At 72.5% G+C, this 19,691-nt stretch carries 14 protein-coding genes; 7 read left to right on the forward strand and 7 right to left on the reverse strand.

Features of this window, described 5'->3' with window-relative positions; all coding sequences use genetic code 11:
- Positions 1–15 precede the first annotated feature (15 nt).
- Complete coding sequence (locus ACGFZF_RS02230) at positions 16–1,533, forward strand: DUF1996 domain-containing protein (RefSeq protein WP_393550627.1); 1,518 nt, start codon at positions 16–18, stop codon at positions 1,531–1,533.
- Between the two features lie 209 nt (positions 1,534–1,742).
- Here ACGFZF_RS02230 and ACGFZF_RS02235 read toward each other — a convergent pair whose 3' ends face one another.
- Positions 1,743–2,162, reverse strand: coding sequence for a hypothetical protein (locus ACGFZF_RS02235; RefSeq protein WP_356776486.1), 420 nt, complete (start codon positions 2,160–2,162; stop codon positions 1,743–1,745).
- A gap of 118 nt (positions 2,163–2,280) precedes the next feature.
- On the opposite strand from ACGFZF_RS02235, the gene ACGFZF_RS02240 reads away from it, so the two are divergent.
- The 4 genes from ACGFZF_RS02240 to ACGFZF_RS02255 all read left to right on the forward strand — a co-directional run bounded on the left by ACGFZF_RS02240 (position 2,281) and on the right by ACGFZF_RS02255 (position 7,244).
- Entirely contained in the window at positions 2,281–3,081 is an 801-nt protein-coding gene (locus ACGFZF_RS02240; protein WP_393550628.1) for a tyrosine-protein phosphatase, read from the forward strand.
- A gap of 139 nt (positions 3,082–3,220) precedes the next feature.
- Positions 3,221–5,194 (forward strand): hypothetical protein, encoded by a 1,974-nt coding sequence (locus ACGFZF_RS02245; protein ID WP_393550629.1) that lies wholly within the window; start codon positions 3,221–3,223, stop codon positions 5,192–5,194.
- A gap of 101 nt (positions 5,195–5,295) precedes the next feature.
- Positions 5,296–6,180 (forward strand): metal-dependent hydrolase, encoded by an 885-nt coding sequence (locus ACGFZF_RS02250; protein WP_393550630.1) that lies wholly within the window; start codon positions 5,296–5,298, stop codon positions 6,178–6,180.
- Positions 6,177–7,244, forward strand: coding sequence for a PDR/VanB family oxidoreductase (locus ACGFZF_RS02255; protein ID WP_393551004.1), 1,068 nt, complete (start codon positions 6,177–6,179; stop codon positions 7,242–7,244). The genes ACGFZF_RS02250 and ACGFZF_RS02255 overlap by 4 nt, the downstream gene beginning before the upstream one ends.
- A gap of 38 nt (positions 7,245–7,282) precedes the next feature.
- Here the strand turns inward: ACGFZF_RS02255 and ACGFZF_RS02260 are convergent, their stop codons facing one another.
- Complete coding sequence (locus ACGFZF_RS02260) at positions 7,283–7,915, reverse strand: hypothetical protein (RefSeq protein WP_393550631.1); 633 nt, start codon at positions 7,913–7,915, stop codon at positions 7,283–7,285.
- A gap of 38 nt (positions 7,916–7,953) precedes the next feature.
- On the opposite strand from ACGFZF_RS02260, the gene ACGFZF_RS02265 reads away from it, so the two are divergent.
- Positions 7,954–8,667 (forward strand): TetR/AcrR family transcriptional regulator, encoded by a 714-nt coding sequence (locus ACGFZF_RS02265; protein WP_147977723.1) that lies wholly within the window; start codon positions 7,954–7,956, stop codon positions 8,665–8,667.
- Here ACGFZF_RS02265 and ACGFZF_RS02270 read toward each other — a convergent pair.
- Positions 8,652–8,984 (reverse strand): 5-carboxymethyl-2-hydroxymuconate Delta-isomerase, encoded by a 333-nt coding sequence (locus tag ACGFZF_RS02270; RefSeq protein WP_393550632.1) that lies wholly within the window; start codon positions 8,982–8,984, stop codon positions 8,652–8,654. The two genes, ACGFZF_RS02265 and ACGFZF_RS02270, sit on opposite strands and share 16 nt — an antisense overlap.
- 56 nt (positions 8,985–9,040) lie before the next feature.
- Between ACGFZF_RS02270 and ACGFZF_RS02275 the strand changes: the two genes are divergently transcribed.
- Positions 9,041–9,553 carry a GNAT family N-acetyltransferase gene (locus ACGFZF_RS02275; protein ID WP_393550633.1) on the forward strand — a complete coding sequence of 171 codons (513 nt, stop codon included), beginning with the start codon at positions 9,041–9,043 and terminating at the stop codon, positions 9,551–9,553.
- A gap of 75 nt (positions 9,554–9,628) precedes the next feature.
- Here the strand turns inward: ACGFZF_RS02275 and pulA are convergent, their stop codons facing one another.
- From pulA to ACGFZF_RS02295, 4 genes are all read right to left on the reverse strand, one after another.
- Positions 9,629–15,010 (reverse strand): pullulanase-type alpha-1,6-glucosidase, encoded by a 5,382-nt coding sequence (gene pulA, locus ACGFZF_RS02280; protein WP_393550634.1) that lies wholly within the window; start codon positions 15,008–15,010, stop codon positions 9,629–9,631.
- A 68-nt stretch (positions 15,011–15,078) separates the two neighbouring features.
- Entirely contained in the window at positions 15,079–16,776 is a 1,698-nt protein-coding gene (locus ACGFZF_RS02285) for a carbohydrate-binding module family 20 domain-containing protein (RefSeq protein ID WP_393550635.1), read from the reverse strand.
- Between the two features lie 123 nt (positions 16,777–16,899).
- Positions 16,900–17,982, reverse strand: a complete 1,083-nt coding sequence (locus ACGFZF_RS02290) for a LacI family DNA-binding transcriptional regulator (RefSeq protein WP_356609199.1) — start codon at positions 17,980–17,982, stop codon at positions 16,900–16,902.
- On the reverse strand, positions 17,970–19,643 hold the full coding sequence (locus ACGFZF_RS02295; RefSeq protein ID WP_393550636.1) for a glycoside hydrolase family 13 protein: 1,674 nt from the start codon (positions 19,641–19,643) through the stop codon (positions 17,970–17,972). Before ACGFZF_RS02295 ends, ACGFZF_RS02290 begins: the two co-directional genes overlap by 13 nt.
- Positions 19,644–19,691: the final 48 nt, after the last annotated feature.

Genomic DNA, 19,691 nt, shown 5'->3' on the forward strand with positions numbered 1-19,691 from the left:
TCCGTATAGAGCCGCATGGGACGCACACGTAAACGTTCGACTCGCGTGAAAAGAGCGGTCGCCGCCTCCGTCGCCCTGCTTCTGGGCGGGGGCGGCATCGTGGCCGCCAATGTCTATGCCTCGGCCGGCGAGGGCTGGGGCGGTAAGCAGCAGCCGGCCCGCGGGACGACATCGCTCTCCACGATCGCCTGCCCCGAGGTGGCCAACAGCCTGCCCGCGGTGCCCGACTCCGTGCGGGGCGTGATGGACCAGCAACTGGCCATCCTGGACAGCCAGATCACCATCGCGTACCAGCGGTTCGCCGACAGCAAGCAGCGCATGGAGAGCGATCCGGCCTTGGCGGAGCAGCAGATCCTGACGCCGCTGAAGAACGAGCGGCTGAACATCATCCAGCGGATGATCCAGCTGCTCGACCAGGAGGGCGAGGCGCCCAAGAACCTGGAGGCCCTCGCGCCGTGCAAGCTGCGCGAGGACGACGAGCAGAAGGGCGACGGGCAGAGCGGAGGCAGCGCGGGCGGCGCCGGGGACGGCGCGAACGCCGGGAACGAAGGCGACGCCGGGAACGAGGGTGACGCCGGGAACGAAGGCGACGGCGGGAACGAGGGTGACGGCGGCGACGAGAAGGAAGAGCAGGGCCAGGCCGGCAACGGCCCCGAGGCCTCCGACTTCGTCGACATCCGTTCGGTGCAGCCCAACGTGAAGACCCCGCGGCAGCGCTCCGGCGCCTCCCGCGGCACGTTCAGCACCAACTGCGGCACGAACGCCAACGGGAAGTTCAACCCGGACAACGTCATCGTCGCGCCGGGTGTGAGCAACGGCGCCCACCACATGCACGACTACGTGGGCAACCAGGCCAACGACGCCTTCGCCAGCGACGACGACCTCGCGGCGGGCCGGACCACCTGCCGCAACCAGGGTGACCGCTCGACCTACTACTGGCCCGTCCTCCGGCTCCAGAACGGCCAGGCGGAGAACGACGTCCAGGCCGACGGCGGTGGCAAGGACAAGAACGTCGGCGAGATCCAGACACCGTCGCAGGTGACCCTGAACTTCGTCGGCAACCCGGTCTCCAAGGTCACGGCGATGCCGCGCTTCCTGCGGATCATCACCGGTGACGCGAAGGCGTTCGTCAACGGCAACGCCAATGCCAACGCCTCCTGGTCGTGCACCGGGTTCGAGAACCGCCAGCTGAAGGACAAGTACCCGATCTGCCCCCAGGGCAGCAAGGTCGTGCGGACGTTCCGCTTCCAGAGCTGCTGGGACGGGAAGAACATCGACAGCGCCAACCACCGCACCCACGTGGCCTTCGCCGATCCGAACAGCGGCCGCTGCAAGAACGGCTTCCGGGCGATTCCGCAGCTCGTGCAGCGGATCGTCTACAACGTTCCGCCGGGTCCGGGATTCGCCGTCGACTCCTTCCCCGAGCAGCTGCACAAGCCGGTGACCGACCACGGCGACTTCATCAACGTCTTCGACCAGCGACTGATGAAGCGGCTGGTGGGCTGCATCAACGAGGGGCGACGCTGCACCTGACGCCGTTCTCCCGGACCGGCCCGGAACCGCCGGGTCCGGGAGACGGTCCGCCTCCGGGCCCGGTCCCTGACACAGGGGACCGGGCCCGTTCCGCGTGCGGCCGGGCTCCGGCACGGACCTCGGGCCTCGGCACGGGCCTCTCGCCCTCGTACCGGCTCACCCCGAAGCGCCGGGGCGGGCGAAGGCCCTCCCCGGCGCCGGTGAGCGGGTCAGTGGTGTCCGGTGTGCGAGGAGTGCGACGACTGGCCCGCGTGGGGCTCGTGCGGCGCGGCGGTCTCGACGGTCCCGCCGAGCCGGCCGCGCAGGGCCGTCACCGCCCCGGCGTCCCCGGCCGCGACCCACTTGCGGCCGACGAGGTACGAACCTCCGTAGTCCTTGGCCTGGTTGATCCACTCGCGCTGGCCGCGGTCGGTGGCGAAGGTGAGCAGGATCCATTTCCCGTCGTCCGTCGCGCACTGCGCCTGGCGGAGTTCGGCCGCGTCCGTCTGGATGTCCGGAGCGCAGTCCGCCTTGGCGGCGATCTGCTCCAGCGTGCCGGTCGCCTCCTGGGGAGCCTCGTCCCGGCCGCACCCGCTCACCAGCACCGTCGCGGCCAGTACCGCCGCCGTCGTGATTCGCCGTGTACGCATCAGCATCCGCCCATCCTGCCCCTTCGATCAGGCGTTCCGGGGCCGAACGTGCAGGACTGATGGAATCCGATCGATTACGGTTTGGTACGAAAAGGACCGATCCGGAGGAGTCGACGCCATGCCCGCCATTCCCGCCGCCACGGTCGCCAACCTCCGCGACCTCGGCACCCTCCCGCTCGGACGGGGCCGCAGCGTCCGATCCGGCCGGATCTTCCGTTCGGGCCACCTCGACCGTCTGGATCCGGCCGACACGGTGGTGGGCGCGCTGGGCATCCGCACCGTGGTCGACTTCCGGACCGCGGCCGAGCGCGCCGACCGGCCCGACCGCATCCCGGCCGGCGGGCGGCTGCTCGTGGCGGACGTGCTCGCCGACCATCTGGCGGCCAGCGGGCTGCCGCCGGCCGCCCGGCTGAAGACCCTGCTGTCGGACCCGGCGCTGGCCGAGGAGGTCCTCGGCGGGGGCAGGGCGCAGGCGGCCTTCGCGAAGACGTACCGGGCCTTCGTGACCACCGACTCGGCCCGCGCCTCGTACCGGGCGTTCCTCACCGAGCTGGGCGATCCCTACGGCGGACCGCTGCTCTTCCACTGCACGGCGGGCAAGGACCGCACCGGCTGGGCGGCGACGATCGTGCTGTCCCTGCTCGGAGCGGACGCGGAGACCGTGATGACGGAGTACCTGTCGGTCAATCCGGCCGTCCGTCTGGCGTTCGCGCCGCTGATCGAGGGCTTCACGGCACAGGGCGGCGACCCGGAGCTGGCCCTGGCGCTGATCGGGGTCGTGCCGGACTACCTCGAGGCGGCGCTCGACGAGGTGGCGCGCAGGCACGGCTCGATGGAGGCGTACGTCCGGGAGGGCCTGGGGGTCCCGGACGAGGTGACGAAGGTGATCCGCGAGCGCCTGACGGTCCACGAAGCCTGACGCTCCGCGAGGCCCGGACCGGCCGGGAGCCGGCGCGGGCGACGGTCCGGTCCGCCGTCCCGCCGGCCACGCCTCCGGGCGCGCCGACCACCCGGACCGGCCGGGGTGACCATCGGATGATTCGCTCGTTCTGCTGAACGTGAGCACTCAGGAATCCGGCCCCTCCCCCCACGGTCCCGTCGACGTCGAGCAGGCCGAGGCCGCGCTCGTCGAGCACTATCCGCGGCTGGTGCGGATCGCCTATCTCGTGCTGCCGCCCTCCCTGGGGCGCAACCGGCGGGTCCTGACCGCCCACGCGCTGGTCCAGCGGTCGCTGCCACGGCGCCGTACCTCGCTGCGCGAGCCCGCCGCCCCCCGCACGCCCGAGGACGCGGTCGACCCCGGATACGCCTACGTGCGGGGCGAGGTGCTCCGGCAGGCGCTGGTCGCCGGACTGCCGCTGCGGCGCCGGGCCCTGCCCCGGCGGGCCCAGTTCCCGCCGCTGCTGCCCCAGGTCTGGGGACTGCGACTGTTCCCGCGCGCCGGCGGCGCCGACGAACTCGCCCTGGACCAGCGGCTCTCCGCCCTGTCGGGTCCCGCGCGGGCCGCGTACGTGCTGCGGGGTCTGGAGCGGCAGGGCGACCCCGAGGTGCTGCGGGTGCTCGGGGTGGCCGGGGTCGACGAGGAGACGGCCCGGGCGGCGCTCGCGGCCGCGGACGAGGCCGCCCTCACGGGTGGCGGCGGCGCGGCGGCGCTGCTGGACTCGGCCGAGTTCGACCCGTGTTCGCTGCAGGCCAGGCCCACGGATCTGATGCGGCGCCGTCAGCACGGCAAGGCCGCGCTCGCCGCCACGGCGGCCGTCGTGGTGTGCGGGACCCTGCTCGGGCTGCCCGGGGACGGCTGGGGCAGAAACGGTGCTGCGGCTCCTTCGTACGCCCGTAATCCGGCGGCGGAGGCGGCGCTCGATCCCGGGCGGGTGCGCCGGATCGCCCCGGCCGTGTGGCAGAGCTCGACGCGGACGGACTTCTCGGTGTGGCCGGAGCGGGGCGGTCTGACCGGCGACCGGGCGCTGCTGCGCCGCGCGCTCGCCGTCTGGGCCCGGCCGGGCGGTTCGGTGCAGTCCTCGGCGACGCCCGGGACACCGGTGGGACCGCCGATGGGCTCGCCGCAGCTGCTGTACGCGGGCGAGGTCGACGGGGCGCGCGTGGTGCTCTTCCACGACGGGCTGCGGGCGGTGCGGTACGCCGAGCCGGTCGGGAGCACGAGCGGCGCCGCGCTGGACTTCGCCCGGACCGACGGGGCGGACGCGGTCGGGTCGGCGGCCCTGGTCGTCTCGCGCAGCTCGGGCAACGTCCGCTATCTGACGGCTCCGTGGGTGCGGGAGACGGCGGTCCGGGACCTGCTGGCGCCGGCGAAGGAGCCGTGGGCGCTGCGCCGGAGCGCGGACGGGGTGACCGATCCGGTGCTGAGTCCCGCACAGGCCCGGACGTGCACCTCGTGGAACACGCTCCAGGTACGGGACGAGACGGGGCTGCGGCTGCTGACCGATCTGGGCGAGCTGACCCCGGCCCGCCTGCTGTCGGGGCCTCCGGCGGCGCCGGCGGACGCGACGGGCCGGGAGGCGCGTGCCGCCTGGGCGCGGACCGCGTGCCAGCTGTCGGCGGTGCGCTCGCGCGGGGTGCGCTCGGTCAACTCCTGGCGGTTCGCCGCGCAGCCGCTGCCGGAGCACGGCGGGCGGGCCGCCTGGGTGTGCACGCGCGCGGAGACCTGGCGGGGCAACGGCAGCAGGACCCTCGCCCAGTTCCAGGCGCCCGATCCCGCCCCGGCCGGCGCGGGCGGCTCGGGGGCGGCGGCCCGTCCGCCGGTCCCGGCGGCGCTCGCGGCGCAGGCCGAGGACTCCCCGGCCTGCGGCGTGCGCGACCCCCGGGTGCTGGCCGGTGTGCTGTGGCAGGCCCGGAGCGGGCAGTGGTACGTCCTGGCCGCCGGGACGAGCGACTTCGCGTCCCTGGAGACCTCGGGCGGGGTCACGGGCCGGACGGAGGGCCATCTGCTGGCGCTGAAGGCGAAGGCGGGGGCGCGGGCGGACCTGAACGGCACGCTGCGGGGCGGGGCGCGGGTGGGGGCCCTGCGCTAGGACGCCGGGCTTTCTGCCGTGGCCGGCCGCCCGCCCGGCCACGGCAGAAAGCCCGTGCACAACCCTGTTGCCAACTGCCTACCCATCAGTACATTGACGCCATGTCTAATACGCAGCCTGCACCGGTGGCGTCCGAGCACATCGAACTCAAGGCCCGCAAGGTCTCCTTCGACTGGGAGAAGACCCCGCTGCACTGGGTTCCCGGCGACCCGTTCACCACCCACACCATCAACGTGCTGCACCTGCTGCTCCCGGCCGGCGAACGCTGGTTCGTGCACGTCTACAAGCAGGTGCTCCCGTACATCACCGACGACCGGCTGCGTGCGGACGTCATCGGATTCGTCGGCCAGGAAGCCGTGCACTCCCAGGCCCACGACGACGTCCTCCCCCATCTCAAGCGGCTCGGCCTCGACCCCACCCCCTACACGGCGCAGGTGGACTGGTTCTTCGAGAAGCTGCTCGGCGACCGGACCCTGCCGCCCGGCGCGCCGCGGCGCTGGTGGCTGATGGAGCGGGTCGCCCTGATCGCCGCGATCGAGCACTACACCGCCTTCCTCGGCAACTGGATCCTCAACGCCGACGAGCTCGACCGGCGCGGCGCCGACCCGACGATGCTGGACCTGCTGCGCTGGCACGGCGCGGAGGAGGTCGAGCACCGCTCGGTCGCCTTCGAGCTGTTCATGCACCTGGACGGCGGCTACCGCCGTCGCGCCCGCACCTGGGCCGCCGCCTTCGGAGCCCTGGTCTTCCTCTGGCAGCGCGGTGTCCGCTTCTTCATGGAGAACGACCCCACCCTGCTCGACGGCAGGGCCTCGGTCGGCCAGTTCGTGCGCAGGGGCCGCCAGGGCGTGCTGCCGGCCACCCCCGACCTGCTGCGCGCCGTCCCGCGCTACCTCCGTCGCGCGTACCACCCCTCCCAGGAGGGCGACACGGCGCAGGCGGTCGCCTACCTGACCCGCTCCCCCGGCGCCAACGGAGGTCGCTGAGCATGCCCCGTCTGCGTACCGTCGCCCTCGTCGCGGGGGCGGCGCTGCTCGCCAGGCGCGCCATGCGGCGCCGGATCGGCGCCGCCCCGCTGTGGCCGATGCCCTCGCTCGACGAGCCGGTGTCGGGCCGCGGCCGGCTCGCCACCGTCACCCGCCGGGTCCTCGTCACCGAGCGCACCGTGCCCGCCGAGGGCGTCGTGCAGCTCCGCCTCGAAGGCACCGGGCTCCCCTCGTGGCAGCCGGGAGCGCACCTCGACCTGGTGCTGCCGTCCGGCCTGGTGCGGCAGTACTCGCTCTGCGGCGACCCGGCCGACACCGGCACGTACACCGTCGCCACCCGGCTGATCGAGCCGGGCGGCCGGGGCGGCTCGCGCGAGGTCCACGACCAGCTGCACGAGGGCACGGAGATCGAGATCCGCGGCCCCCGCAACCGTTTCCCGCTCGTCGACGCCCCCGCCTACGTGTTCGTCGCCGGAGGCATCGGGATCACGCCGATCCTGCCGATGCTGCGGGCCGCGGAGGCCGCCGGAGCCGACTGGCGCCTGCTGTACTGCGGGCGCAGCCGGGCCACCATGCCGTACCTCGACCAGGTCGAGAAGACGGGCGCGCCCGGCCGGCGCGTGACCGTGGTCGCCGAGGACGAGTCGGGCCTGCCCGAACTCGGCTTCCTGGCCGGGGTCCCGGCCGAGACGGCCGTCTACTGCTGTGGTCCCGACGGGCTGATGGACGCCGTGGCCGCCGCCCTGCCCGAGGGCCGCTCTCCCCGTCTGGAGCGCTTCTCCCCCGCGGCGACGACGGGCGGCGACGCCTTCGAGGTCGAACTCCGCCGCTCCGGAGGCACGGTGACGGTGGCGCCGGAGCAGTCGGTGCTCGCCGCCGTCCGGTCCGCGCTGCCGGGGGTCCCGTACTCCTGCGAACAGGGATTCTGCGGCACCTGCCAACAGCGGTTCGTGGAAGGCGAGATCGATCACCGCGACGAGCTGCTCACCGACGCCGAGCGGGCCGACTCGATGCTGATCTGCGTGTCGCGCTGCGCGGGCGGACGGCTCGTCCTCGACCTCTGACCCCGGTCACCGGGCCCGGGCGGCGGCGGAGCCGGTGGTCAGGGCAGGATCAGCCAGTCGAAGGCGAGCGCGGCGGCGAGGCCGCCCACCAGGAGCCAGGTACCCAGCCGGGTCCGCCCGTTGCGGGACAGCTCGATGACCACGCCGCAGAGGATCATGGCCAGTCCGTACACCCCGACGACCAGGACGGACGTGCGGCTGGCCAGCCGGACGACCAGCACCGCGGCCATCGCGACCAGCAGCACGGAGGCGGCGGCGACCCGCAGGCGACGGGCCTGCTTCGGCGTCATGCCCTCGGCCGGCTCGTCGTCCTCGTCCGAGGCCCCGTCCTCGTCGGCCTCGGTCTCGGTCTCGCCGGCGTCCCCGGCGAGGTGCTCGTCGGCGTCCTCGTCGGCCTCGGTCCCGCCGGCTCCGGCGTCCTCGACCGGCTCCGCCGCGGCGAGTTCACCCTTCCCCGGCTTTCCGTCGGGCGTCCCGTCGGGCTTCCCCCCGGGCTCCTCCGTGGCGGACCCGGCCTCGGCCGGGACCCCGTCCCGGACGGCCTCGCGCGGCTCCGCGGCCCGGCGCTTCTCCCCCGCCGCGGGCGTGGCCGCGGCGGGAGTCGGGTCCGTGTCCGGCTTCTCGTCCGCGGTGGCCGTCCGGGCTGTTGTGTCCTGGTCAGAAGCGCTCATGTGGTGGGAGCGTAACGGACGCCCGTTAGGCTGTTCGCATGACGACCGGAGTACGCCGAAGGATGGGCGTCGAGGAGCGCAGGCAGCAGCTCATCGGGGTGGCGCTGGAGTTGTTCAGCCACCGCTCTCCCGACGACGTCTCCATCGACGAGATCGCCGCGGCCGCCGGGATCTCCCGGCCTCTGGTCTACCACTACTTCCCGGGCAAGCAGAGCCTGTACGAGGCGGCGCTGCGGCGGGCGGCCGACGAGCTGGCCGCCCGGTTCGTGGAGCCGCCGCAGGGCCCCCTGGGGGCGCGGCTGCTGCGGGTGATGGGCCGGTTCTTCGACTTCGTCGACGAGCACGGTCCGGGCTTCTCCGCCCTGATGCGCGGCGGTCCCGCCGTCGGCTCCTCCACCACGAACGCGATGATCGACGAGGTGCGGCAGGCCGCGTACGAGCAGATCCTGGCGCACCTGGAGGTCGGGAAGCCCTCGGCCCGGCTCGAACTGGTCGTCCGGTCCTGGGTGTCGCTCGCCGAGTCGACGGCGCTGCTCTGGCTGGACGGGCGCCGGATCCCGCGCGCGGAGCTGGAGGTGCAGCTGGTGCACGACTTCGCCGCACTGGCCGCGGTGAGCGCCGCGTACGACGAGGAGATGGCCGACGTGCTGGTCCGGATCCTCGCGGGCGAGCCGGCCGACGGCCCGTTCGGCGATCTGGTCGGCCGGCTCCTCGAACTGGGGCCCCGCGTGCCGTCTCAGCGGCTGCGGTAGGAGGGGTCGAGGTCACGTACCTCGGCCGAGATCCGCACGCCGTCCTTCTGCTTGAGGTGCAGCGGCAGCAGGGCGAGCACGGCCTCGGCGAGACGCGCCTTGGTCTCCTCCGAGCGGCCGGCGAGCAGCGCGATGTCGACGTGGACCACGACGTCGTCGGTCGAACCGTCGCCGCAGACCGTCTCCTCGATCTCGCGGAAGCGGGTCTTGCAGGCGTCGATCACGGTGTCGACCGTGTCGACGACGAGCGGGTGCAGGGCGAGCGCGAAGCCGCGCCGGTCGAGCGGTGCGGAGTAGTCCACGGTGATCTGGGGCATCGGTCGTCTCACTCCCGGTCGAAGGAACCTCTGGCCACACCTTTACGGTGATCGCCATGACGGTACAAGTGACATTCCGACAGGCGGACGACGGCGATCTCGACCTTCTGGTGAAGATGTTCGACGCGACGGCGCGGTGGATGATCCGCCAGGGCATAGACCAGTGGAAGCCCGGCGACAAGGACCGCGACCACTTCCGCACGCGGATGGCCGTCGGCGAGGTGTGGCTCGCCTCGCACGGGGGGTCGGCGCTCGGGGCGTACGAGCTGTGGTGGAAGGACGAGCAGGTCTGGGGCGAGCAACCGCCGGTGGCCGGCTACGTCCACCGGCTCATGACCGACCGTGCCGCCGCGCCGGCCGGCACCGGGCGGACGCTCCTCGCCCACGCGGAGGAGCGGATCGCGACCCGTGGGCGGCGGATGGCGCGGCTGGACTGCGAGGCGCACAATCCGCGGTTGCGCGGCTACTACGAGGCCGCCGGCTACACGACGGTCGGCGACGACCTGGAGAAGACGGCGCCGGACGGGCGGCGCTACCGGGTCACGCTGCTGGAGAAGGCCGTGGCCTGACCGGCCGGGGGGAGCCGGCCGGCCAGGCGTCCGCGCACCGGCCCGTGGGCAGGGCCGGTGCGCGGACGGGTGTGATCAGCGGCCCGTGAAGACCGCCACGGTCCGGGCCGGGACCGTGAAGGTGCCCGACTCCTTCGCGTAGCCGGCGGACCTGACGGTGGCGTCCGCGCCGGCGGCCTGGACCGGGTGGAGCGCGTAGCCCTTGCCGGCCAGGGCGGCGACCCGCTGGGCCTGCCGCTCCGGGGTGGCGTTGAACACCACGACCAGGTCGCCGAGGCGCATGGTGATCACGCCCGGGGTCTCACCGGTGCCGGAGAGCGGGAAGGACAGGGCGTCCTGGACCTGCTCCGCGGTGGCCAGGGAGAAGGCCGGCTCCGCCGTGCGGATCTTCTGCAGATCCCGGAACGCGGCGGAGGAGCCGTCGATCTGGGCGCAGCCGACCGTCAGGGACGGCGTGGTGAGCAGCGGCTTGCCGTAGCCCCACTTGGCCTTGTTGTCGGCGGCCGGGGGCAGCCCGCGGCCGAATCCGTTGCCGTCGCGGCAGTCCCAGTGGATCGCGTTGAACCAGTCGCCGCTGTCGAACGAGTTGCGGTCGAGGGACTTGGAGCGCAGCAGGTCCGAGCCCGCCTGGGAGAGCGCGGGACCCTGCGAGAGCGTCGCCGTGGCCATCGCGAGGACCTGCATCCTGGCCCGGTCGGCGGCCGAGGTGGCCGCCGGGAGCTTGAAGGCGAGGGCGTCGTACAGGGACTCGTTGTCGTGCGCGTCGGCGTAGGCGAGGGCATCGCCGGGGACGGCGGCGTAGCCGGCCGGGGAGCCGTTGTAGTCGACCTGGGAGCCCTTGACGGTGCGCCCGGCGGTGTCGGTGAAGCTGTAGGACGCCAGGTTGCCGGAGAGGCCGACCTTGATCAGGTCCTGGTAGTGCAGGAGGCGGGCCTTCTGCTCCGCCGGGGTGCCGTTGGCCGAGGAGGAGTTGGGGTCGGTGAACAGGCCGGAGGCGAAGCCCTGGACCCCGGGGTCCTCGTCGAAGGGACCGCCGCCGCGGACGGCGTCACGGGCCCGGTCGGAGAAGGTGGCGACGCCCGTGCCGGCCATGTTCTTCTGGGTGGCCTGGACGAAGCGGGCGTCGTCGGCGATCTCGCCGAAGTTCCAGCCCTCGCCGTAGAGGACGATCGCCTTTCCGTCGACTCCGTCCTCGGCGACGGTCAGGCCGTCGAGGGCCTTGCGGACGGCGAGGATGTTCTCCTTGGGGTGGTGGCCCATGAGGTCGAAGCGGAAGCCGTCGACCTTGTACTCCTTGGCCCAGGTGACGACCGAGTCGACGACGAGCTTGCCCATCATGGCGTTCTCGGGCGCCGTGTTGGCGCAGCAGGTGGAGGTGGCGACCGAGCCGTCGGCCAGCAGGCGCTGGTAGTAGCCGGGCACGATCCGGTCGAGGACGGACTTGTCGGCCTGTCCGGCGGCCACGGTGTGGTTGTAGACGACGTCCATGACGGTGCGCAGTCCGGCGCCGTTCAGGGACTGGACCATCTGCCGGAACTCCACCGTGCGGCGGGTGCCTTCGGGGTCGGTGGCGTACGAGCCCTCGGGGACCGTGTAGTGCAGCGGGTCGTAGCCCCAGTTGTAGGCGTCCTTGGCCGCGGCGGCGGCCACGCAGGCCTGCTGCTCCTCGGAGTCGGGGGCGAGGACCTTCAGGTCGCAGGCCGGCTCGGTCTGCTCCGACTTCTTCTCGGGGACGGTGCCGATGTCGAAGGCCGGCAGCAGGTGGACGTAGGAGGTGCCGGAGCCGGCGAGGGCCTTCAGGTGCCGGGAGCCCTTGCTGCCGGTGTCGGTGAAGGCGAGGTAGGTGCCCTTGTGGGCGGGGACGGCGGTGGCGTCCGCGACCGAGAAGTCGCGGATGTGGAGTTCCTGGATCTGGGCGTCGCGCAGCGGGACGGCGGCGGGCTTCTTCAGACCCTGCCAGCCCTTGGGGGCGAGGCGGGGGTCGGCGAGGTCGACGACGAGGCTGCGGGCCGAGTCGGTGGTCAGGGCGGTGGAGTAGGGGTCGGTGACCTTGTTGGTGACGATCTGGCGCACGCTGGGCGCCCAGACCTTCACGACGTAGCGATAGGGCTTGCCGTTCCAGGCGGGGGTGCCGGTGACCGACCACACGCCGGAGGCGTCGTCGCGGCGCATCGGCACCGTCTTTCCGTCGAGTTCGAGCGCGACGGACTGGGCGGTGGGGGCCCACAGGGAGAGGGTGGGACGTCCCGAGCGGAACACCGGGCCGAGGGCGGCGCGGGTGGCCTTCGCGGCGTAGAGGTCGTCGAGCACGCCGGCGAGCTGGACGCCGGTGGCCGTGAGGACGGCGCCGTTCGCCGCGTACTGGGCGGCGACGAGCTGGCCCTTGAGGGCCGCGCGGACGCGGTCGCGGTCGCGCGGGTCGACGGTGAAGGCCCCGGCGGACTTCAGGTGCGGGAAGGCGGCCTTCTGCGCGTCGGTGAGCGTGACCGGGTTCAGGCGCAGCACCGTGCGGTCACCGGTGAGGGCGCCGTCCTTCACGGCGATCGATCCGTCGCGGGAGGCGAGGAGCACGCTGGAGGCGGCGGCGTCGCTGCCGTTCCAGGCGAGCGTGGTCTCGTCGATCCAGACGGCCTGGGACTTGGTGAGGTCGAGGGCGGCGCCGCTGCCCTTGGGCTGCGGCAGGAGGTACTTCTCCTGGCCGCCGAGCATCCACACCTCGTGGCCGTTCGCCTTCAGGTCGAGCGACTGGTCGGACGGCAGGTCCTTCTCGTCGCCCTTGTGCAGGATGTAGCTGAGGGAGGTCGCCCCGGCGGCCAGCGGAACCTCGTAGACCGCTCCGTACGCGTCGGTGCGGACCGGCTCCAGCGGCTTGGTCCAGTCGGTGGGGTTCGCGGCGCCGGTCCAGGTGTGCAGGCCCCAGCCGGCGTAGTCGCCGTCGGCGCGCTTGTAGTGCAGCACCGCCTTCGTCGTGTCCTGGGGCGGGTAGGCGCCCTCGGGCGCCGCGTCGAGGACCTCCGGCCTGCCCTGCTCGATCCACACCTCGCCGGTCTTGGACAGGTCGACGCTGCGGTCGGCGTCGGTGTCCTTGACGCCGTCCTTGTTCACGGCGATGAAGCCGACGGAGGAGGCGCCGGGCTTGAGCTTGACGTAGGCGAAGGCGCCGTAGGCGTCGCGGCCGGTGAACGGCTTGCCGGCGGGCCAGCTGGTGCCCTCGCCCTCGGCGATGTCGCCCCAGGTGTAGAGGCCCCAGTCGGCGTAGTCGCCGTCGGCGCGCTTGTAGTGGACGATCGCGTAGTCGCGCTGGGTGGCGGTCGGCGGCTGCTCGACGGCCGGGGCCCCGCTGGTGGTGGCGGCGGTGGCGGCGGCCGTGCGGCCTGCGGCGTCGACGACGACCGCCTTGTAGCGCAGGGCCGTTCCGGCGGGGGCGGTCACCTTCTGGGTGACCTTGTACGGGGCGTGGTCGGCGGAGCCGAGGACCTGCCACCTGCCGTTGCCGGTCTGGGCGGCGAAGACGACGCGGGCGAGGTCTCCGCCCTGGACGTCGGCGGAGATCTCCACCGTGCCGGTGGCTCCGGCCTCGGGGGCCTTGAGGGTGAGGGACGGCCGCGCCGCGGTCGTGGCGAGGGGCTTGTCGGCCTTGAGGACGACGGAGCCGAGGGCGGGGACGGTGACGCTGATCCTGCGGTCGCCGCCGCTGGTGACGCGGGCGGTACCGCCGTGGACGGTGGTGAAGCCCATGCCCGCGGAGGCGGTCGGGATCTCGACGGTCCTGGGCTCGGTGGCGCTGTTCACGGCGACGACGTACTCGGTCCTCGCGCGCGCGTCGGTGCGGGAGAAGGCGTAGACGGAGCCCTGGGCCAGGCGCTCCTGCTGGACGCCGTCACGCAGCGCCGGGTGCCTCTTGGTCAGCGCGGACAGCGCGGCGATCTGCCGGTAGAGCGGGTGGGAGGTGTCGTACGCGTCGCTCGCGTGGGTCCGGTCGGTGCCGAGCTGGTCGTCGTCGAGGTAGTCGGCGGTCTTCGAGGCGAAGAGGGTCTGCCGGGCGTCCTTGTCGCCGCCGGGGCCGGTGAAGCCCTGCTCGTCGCCGTAGTAGACGACCGGGTTGCCGCGGCCGAGGAACATCAGCTCGTTGGCGAGCCGGTAGCGCTGGAGCAGCTCCGCGTCGTCGGCCTTCGGGTTGTCCTGCTTGAGGAAGGCGCCGAAGCGGCCCATGTCGTGGTTGCCGAGGAAGGGGACCGACTCGTACGCGTTGGCCTTGTCGGTGGTGTAGCGGTAGTCCTGGGCGAAGAGGTTCGCCAGCTTGTCCGCGGAGCCGCCCTGGGAGGCGAAGGTGCGGGCGGCGTCCTGGAAGGGGAAGTCGAGCGTGGCGTCCAGCCGGCCCTCGGTGACGTACGGGGCGGTGACGGCCGGGTCCGCGGAGTAGACCTCGCCGAACATGAAGAAGTCGTCGCGCCCGTGCTTCCGGGCGTAGGAGTCCAGCGCGGTCGCCCACTGGGTCCAGAACTCGGTGTTGACGTGCTTGACCGTGTCGATGCGGAAGCCGTCGATGTCGAAGTCGCGCACCCAGCGCTGGTAGATCTTCTCCATGCCCTCGACGACCTCGGGGCGCTCGGTCCACAGGTCGTCCAGGCCGACGAAGTCGCCGTGCGCGGAGGACTCGCCGGCGAAGGTGGAGTCGCCCCGGTTGTGGTACATCGTCGGGTCGTTGAGCCAGGCCGGGACCTTGAGGTTCTTCTTGTCCTCGGCGACGACGGGGGTGCGGGGGAAGGAGTCGCGGTCGACGGCGGGGAAGCGACGGGTGCCGTCCGTGAGGTCGGCGTAGTCGGCGTCGTCGAACGGCACGCCGTCCTTGGTCAGATAGGGGAAGGCGCCCTTGGCGAGGTAGCCGTAGGACTGTTCCCGGTAGTCCACGACGTCGGCCGTGTGATTGGTGATGACGTCGAAGAAGACCTTCATGCCCTTGGCGTGGGCCTGGTCGATCAGCTTCTCCAGGTCGGCGTTGGTGCCGAAGTGGGGGTCGACCTGGGTGAAGTCGGTGATCCAGTAACCGTGGTAGCCGGCGGAGGCGTCCTTGCCGGTGCCCTGCACGGGCTGGTTCTTGAAGATCGGCGCCATCCAGATGGCGGTGGTGCCCAGGCCCTTGATGTAGTCGAGCCGCTGGGTGAGGCCCTTGAGGTCACCGCCCTGGTAGAACCCCTTGTCGGTGGGGTCGAACCCGGTGTCGAGCCGGGTGCCGGTCAGCCCGCCGCGGTCGTTGCGGGTGTCCCCGTTGGCGAAGCGGTCGGGCAGCACGAAGTAGAACTGCTCGCGGGTGAGGTCGTGGCGGGCGGGCTGGGCCGCGAGGGCCCGGTCGGAGGGCGGGGCGGGCGGTGCCTGCGCACCGGCGGCCGGGAGGGCCGGCACCAGCGCGGCGCACAGGGCGGCGGCCACGACGGCAGCCGTTCTCTTGCGTATCACGGGGGTTCTCCCTGGAGGTACGGGAAGGTGGGCCGCCCCGGCGGGGCGGCCCTGGCGGAACGGTGGGGTCAGTTGCGGAAGGAGTCGTTCAGGACGATCTGGCCGGAGGCCGGGACCGTGGCCGTGCGGTTCGCGCCCGATTCCCAGGTCACGTTGCCCGCCGCGTCCTTGCGGACGTACTTGTACTCGAAGGACGTGCCCGCGGGCAGGGAGACGGTCAGCTTCCAGACGGGGTAGCTCGCCGCGTCCAGCTTGGGGGCGGCGGCCGGGGACCAGTTGCCGAGGGCGGGCTGGTTGCCGGTGACGTGGATGTCCTGGCCGACCACGGTGGTGGCGTTCACGTTGAACGAGGCTCCGGCGGCGGCCGGCGGCGGGGTGGTGCCGCCCGAGCAGGTCCGGGCGTTCGTGTGCAGGGCGACCGCGGTGTTCGCGGCCAGCGTCGCGGTGAACTGGCCGGAGGCGTTCACGGTGACCGTGCCACCGCTCTGCACGTCGCAGTAGGTGCCGGCGGCCAGCGAGGTCTGGAAGGTGCGGGACAGCGCCGAGGTCTCGTGGTTGATCGCCACGTACGCCTTGTCGCCGCGGCCGAACGCGATCGCGTTGCTGCCGTTGTCCCACCAGTTCGTGACGGAGGTGCCCCGGGCCGCGTTGCGGAAGCCGACCATCGAGGAGATCTCGCGCCAGGCGTGCTGGCACTTCCAGCCGTCGCTGTAGCAGGCGTTCACCTGGCCGCCGCCCGGTGCGCCGGCGTCCTTGTCCGTCCACTCGTAGCCGGAGTGGACGTCCGGGGAGCCGTAGGGCCAGGCCAGCATGAAGACCGAGGCGAGCGTGTAGGTGGCGCCCGCCTTGTAGTTGAGGGTGTCGCCGCCGCGCTCGGTGTCGTGGTTGTCGACGAACACGCCGGACTTGCCGGAGGCCATGTAGCCCCAGGACTCGCCGAAGTTGCTCAGGTAGGAGAGCTTCTCGGAGCCGAAGATCCGCTTGAGGTCCCGGGCGTAACGGAACTCCTGCACGTCGCCGTTGCCGAGGTACTCGCTGGGCGAGACGGCCTCGCCGGCTCCGTGGATCGCCTCCTGCTTCCAGTACACGCCGGGGTTGCTCAGCCGTGACTTGATGTTCGCGAGATCGGCTGCCGGCATGTGCTTGGCGGCGTCGATGCGGAAGCCGTCCACGCCGAGCGAGAGCAGGTCGTTCATGTAGCCGGCTATCCGGCCGCGCACCCAGTCCTCGCCGGTGTCGAGGTCCGGCAGGCCGACGAGCTCGCAGTTCTGGACGTTCGCCCGGTCCTGGTAGTTGGAGATGGTGGCCCGGCAGTCGTCCATGTCGGTGCCGGAGTACAGGCCGGGGTAGTCGTACTTGGAGAACGAGGTCCCGCCCGTTCCCGTGCCCGACGCGTTGGCCATGTGGTTGACGACGGTGTCGGCGACGACCTTCACGCCCGCCGCGTGACAGGTGTCGACCATGCTCTTGAAGGCGGTGCGGTCGCCGAGAGGGCCGGCGATCTTGTAGCTGACGGGCTGGTAGGCGGTCCACCACGTGCTGCCCTGGATGCGCTCCTGGGGCGGCGAGACCTGCACGTAGCCGTATCCGGCGGGGCCCAGCTGCTCGGTGCAGGCCTTCGCCACGGAGGCGAACTTCCACTCGAACATGACCGCGGTGACGTCCTTCTCACCGGGCGGGGCGGCCTGCGCGGGGGCGGGTGCCGTGACGGCCACAGCGGCTCCCGCCACGAAGGCGAGTGCAGCGGCCACGGTCTTTCTGGCCATGATTCCTCCTGCCGACTTCACTGTCGCAAGAAGTTGCCGAAAATAGCAGCAACTGTTTTCAGCCGTGACCGTACGAGTGCCCCGACACCCGGTCAACCCTTTGAACCCCCACAACGCAAGGAGTTACGCAAGCAGTTGCAGCGACGGGCGGGCCGGCGGCTGCGCCGTGGACCCCCGCACGACCAGCTCCGGCTGGAAGACGAACTCGGTGCGCTGCACCGGGTTTCCCTCGATCTCCTCCAGCAGCGCCCCGACCGCCGCCGTCGCCATCGCCTGCACAGGCTGGCGCACGGTGGTCAGCGGCGGATCGGTGAAGGCGATGAGCGGGGAGTCGTCGAAGCCGACCACCGACACGTCGGCGGGCACGTCGAGGCCCCGGGCGCGCACCGCACGGATCGCGCCCAGCGCCATCAGGTCGGAGCCGCAGACGATGCCGGTGCAGCCCTGGTCGAGCAGGATGTCGGCGGCCGCGTGGCCGCCCTCGACGCCGAACAGCGTGGGACGCACGTAGCGCTCGGCCTCCTCCTTCTCGATCCCGAGCAGGAGGTGCAGTTCGGCCGCGAAGCCCTCCGCCTTGCGGCGGGAGGGCACGTAGCGGGTGGGGCCGATGGCGAGACCGATGCGCTCGTGGCCGAGTTCGACCAGGTGCCGCACGGCCATCCGCGCCGCCGCCCGGTCGTCGGGCGAGACGAAGTTGGCGTCGATGTGCTCGTTGAAGCCGTTGATGAGGACGAACGGGACGCCCCGCGCGGCCAGTCGGACGTAGCGGCCGGGATCGGCCGCGGCGTCCGCGTGCAGTCCGGAGAGGAACACGATGCCGCAGACCCCGCGCTCCACCAGCTGGTCGACCAGCTCGTCCTCGGTGGCGCCGCCGGGCATCTGGGTACAGAGCACGGGGGTGTAGCCGTGACCGGCCAGCACCTGTTCGACGACCTGCGCGAAGGCCGGGAAGATCGGGTTGGTCAGCTCGGGCACGACCAGGCCGACCAGGCCGGCGCTGCGCCGTTTCAGCCGTACCGGACGCTCGTAGCCGAGCACGTCGAGCGCGGCGAGGACCCGGTGCCTGGTCGCACCGGCCACCCCGGCCTTGCCGTTGAGCACCCGGCTGACCGTCGCCTCGCTGACGCCGGACTGGGCCGCGATGTCCGCGAGCCGCGGGGCGCCGTTCCCGGCGCCCCGCGGCAGGGGGATCGTCACACCGCCCACCAGACGGTGGTGTCCGCGGGCAGCTCGACCACGCCCTCCGCGGCGGAGAGACCCACCGGCTCGTTGGCAAGCAGGAACCGGCCGGGCAGCGGGACGGAGATGGCCCGGCCGGTGGTGTTGGCGGTGCAGACGAAGCCGTCGCGGCGGAAGGAGAGCACACCCTCGGGTGCCTCCTGCCACTCGACGCCCTCGCCCGCACCGAGTCCGGGCTGTTCGCGGCGCACGGCCAGCGCGCTGCGGTACAGCTCCAGGGTGGAGCCGGGGTCACCGGCCTGCGCCTCGACGCTCAGCCCGCCCCAGGTGGCGGGCTGCGGCAGCCAGCTGCCGCCTTCGCCGAAGCCGTAGGAGGAACCCTCGACCGTCCACGGCAGCGGCACCCGGCAGCCGTCGCGGAAGCCGTCCTGCCCGGTGGCCCGGAAGAACGACGGGTCCTGGCGGACCTCGTCGGGCAGGTCGGTGACGTCCGGCAGGCCGAGCTCCTCGCCCTGGTAGACGTAGGCGGAGCCGGGCAGCGCCAGCATCAGCAGCGTCGCGGCGCGCGCCCGGCGCAGGCCGAGCTCGCGGTCGCCGGCCTCGCGCAGCTGGGTGCCCAGGCCCGCCGGGTTGGCGAACCGGGTGGCGTGCCGGGTCACGTCGTGGTTCGACAGGACCCAGGTGGTCGGCGCGCCGACCGGGTGCATCGCGGCGAGCGAGTCGTCGATGACCCGGCGCAGCTCGGCCGCGTCCCAGTGGGTGCCCAGGTACTGGAAGTTGAAGGCCTGGTGCATCTCGTCGGGGCGCACGTAGTGGGCGGTGCGCTCGACGGTGGGGGTCCACGCCTCGGCGACCAGGACCCGCTCGCCGTCGTACTCGGAGAGGACCTGGCGCCACGAGCGGTAGATCTCGTGGACGCCGTCCTGGTCGAAGAAGGGCATGACGTCGTTGCCGAGCAGCTTCAGCTGGTCGTGCGCGCCGATGTCGGGCAGGCCCTCGGCCTTCACCAGTCCGTGCGCGACGTCGACGCGGAAGCCGTCGACGCCCATGTCCAGCCAGAAGCGCAGGATCGAGCGGAACTCGTCGCGGACCGCCGGGTGCTCCCAGTTGAAGTCGGGCTGCTCGGGCGCGAAGAGGTGCAGGTACCACTCGCCCGGGGTGCCGTCCGGCTCCTGGGTCCGCGTCCAGGCGGGACCACCGAAGATGGACTCCCAGTCGTTGGGCGGCAGTTCGCCGTCGACGCCCTTGCCCGGCCGGAAGTGGTAGCGCTCGCGCAGCGGCGAACCGGCGCCGTCGCGCAGCGCGCGCTGGAACCACTCGTGCTGGTCGGACGAGTGGTTGGGCACGAGGTCGACGATGATCCGCAGGCCGAGCCCGTGGGCCTCGCGGATGACGGCGTCGGCGTCGAGGAGGCTGCCGAACATCGGGTCGATGGCCCGGTAGTCGGCGACGTCGTAGCCGGCGTCCGCCTGTGGGGAGGCGTAGAACGGGCTGAGCCAGACGGCGTCGACGCCGAGGTCCTTCAGGTAGGGCAGCCGGCTGCGGATTCCTTCCAGGTCGCCCATGCCGTCGCCGTTTCCGTCGGCGAAGCTGCGCGGGTAGACCTGGTAGATCACCGCGTCGCGCCACCAGCCCGTGTGCGTGCCGGTGGTGGGGGCGGCGGCGGGGGCGGTGAGGTGCTGGGTCATGTCTTCCCTGAGAGATAAGGAGGGTGCGTACACGGGCGGGCGGGCGCG

Origin of the sequence: Streptomyces sp. NPDC048338, from assembly GCF_043201055.1 — a bacterium.
Lineage (GTDB): Bacteria > Actinomycetota > Actinomycetes > Streptomycetales > Streptomycetaceae > Streptomyces.

Excerpts from the sequence above, each read along its gene's own strand:
- ACGFZF_RS02230 (WP_393550627.1), top strand. The coding sequence starts at position 16 with ATGGGACGCACACGTAAACGTTCGACTCGCGTGAAAAGAGCGGTCGCC.
- ACGFZF_RS02235 (WP_356776486.1), bottom strand. The coding sequence starts at position 2,162 with ATGCGTACACGGCGAATCACGACGGCGGCGGTACTGGCCGCGACGGTG.
- ACGFZF_RS02240 (WP_393550628.1), top strand. The coding sequence starts at position 2,281 with ATGCCCGCCATTCCCGCCGCCACGGTCGCCAACCTCCGCGACCTCGGC.
- ACGFZF_RS02250 (WP_393550630.1), top strand. The coding sequence starts at position 5,296 with ATGTCTAATACGCAGCCTGCACCGGTGGCGTCCGAGCACATCGAACTC.
- ACGFZF_RS02260 (WP_393550631.1), bottom strand. The coding sequence starts at position 7,915 with ATGAGCGCTTCTGACCAGGACACAACAGCCCGGACGGCCACCGCGGAC.
- ACGFZF_RS02265 (WP_147977723.1), top strand. The coding sequence starts at position 7,954 with ATGACGACCGGAGTACGCCGAAGGATGGGCGTCGAGGAGCGCAGGCAG.
- ACGFZF_RS02270 (WP_393550632.1), bottom strand. The coding sequence starts at position 8,984 with ATGCCCCAGATCACCGTGGACTACTCCGCACCGCTCGACCGGCGCGGC.
- ACGFZF_RS02275 (WP_393550633.1), top strand. The coding sequence starts at position 9,041 with ATGACGGTACAAGTGACATTCCGACAGGCGGACGACGGCGATCTCGAC.
- ACGFZF_RS02285 (WP_393550635.1), bottom strand. The coding sequence starts at position 16,776 with ATGGCCAGAAAGACCGTGGCCGCTGCACTCGCCTTCGTGGCGGGAGCC.
- ACGFZF_RS02295 (WP_393550636.1), bottom strand. The coding sequence starts at position 19,643 with ATGACCCAGCACCTCACCGCCCCCGCCGCCGCCCCCACCACCGGCACG.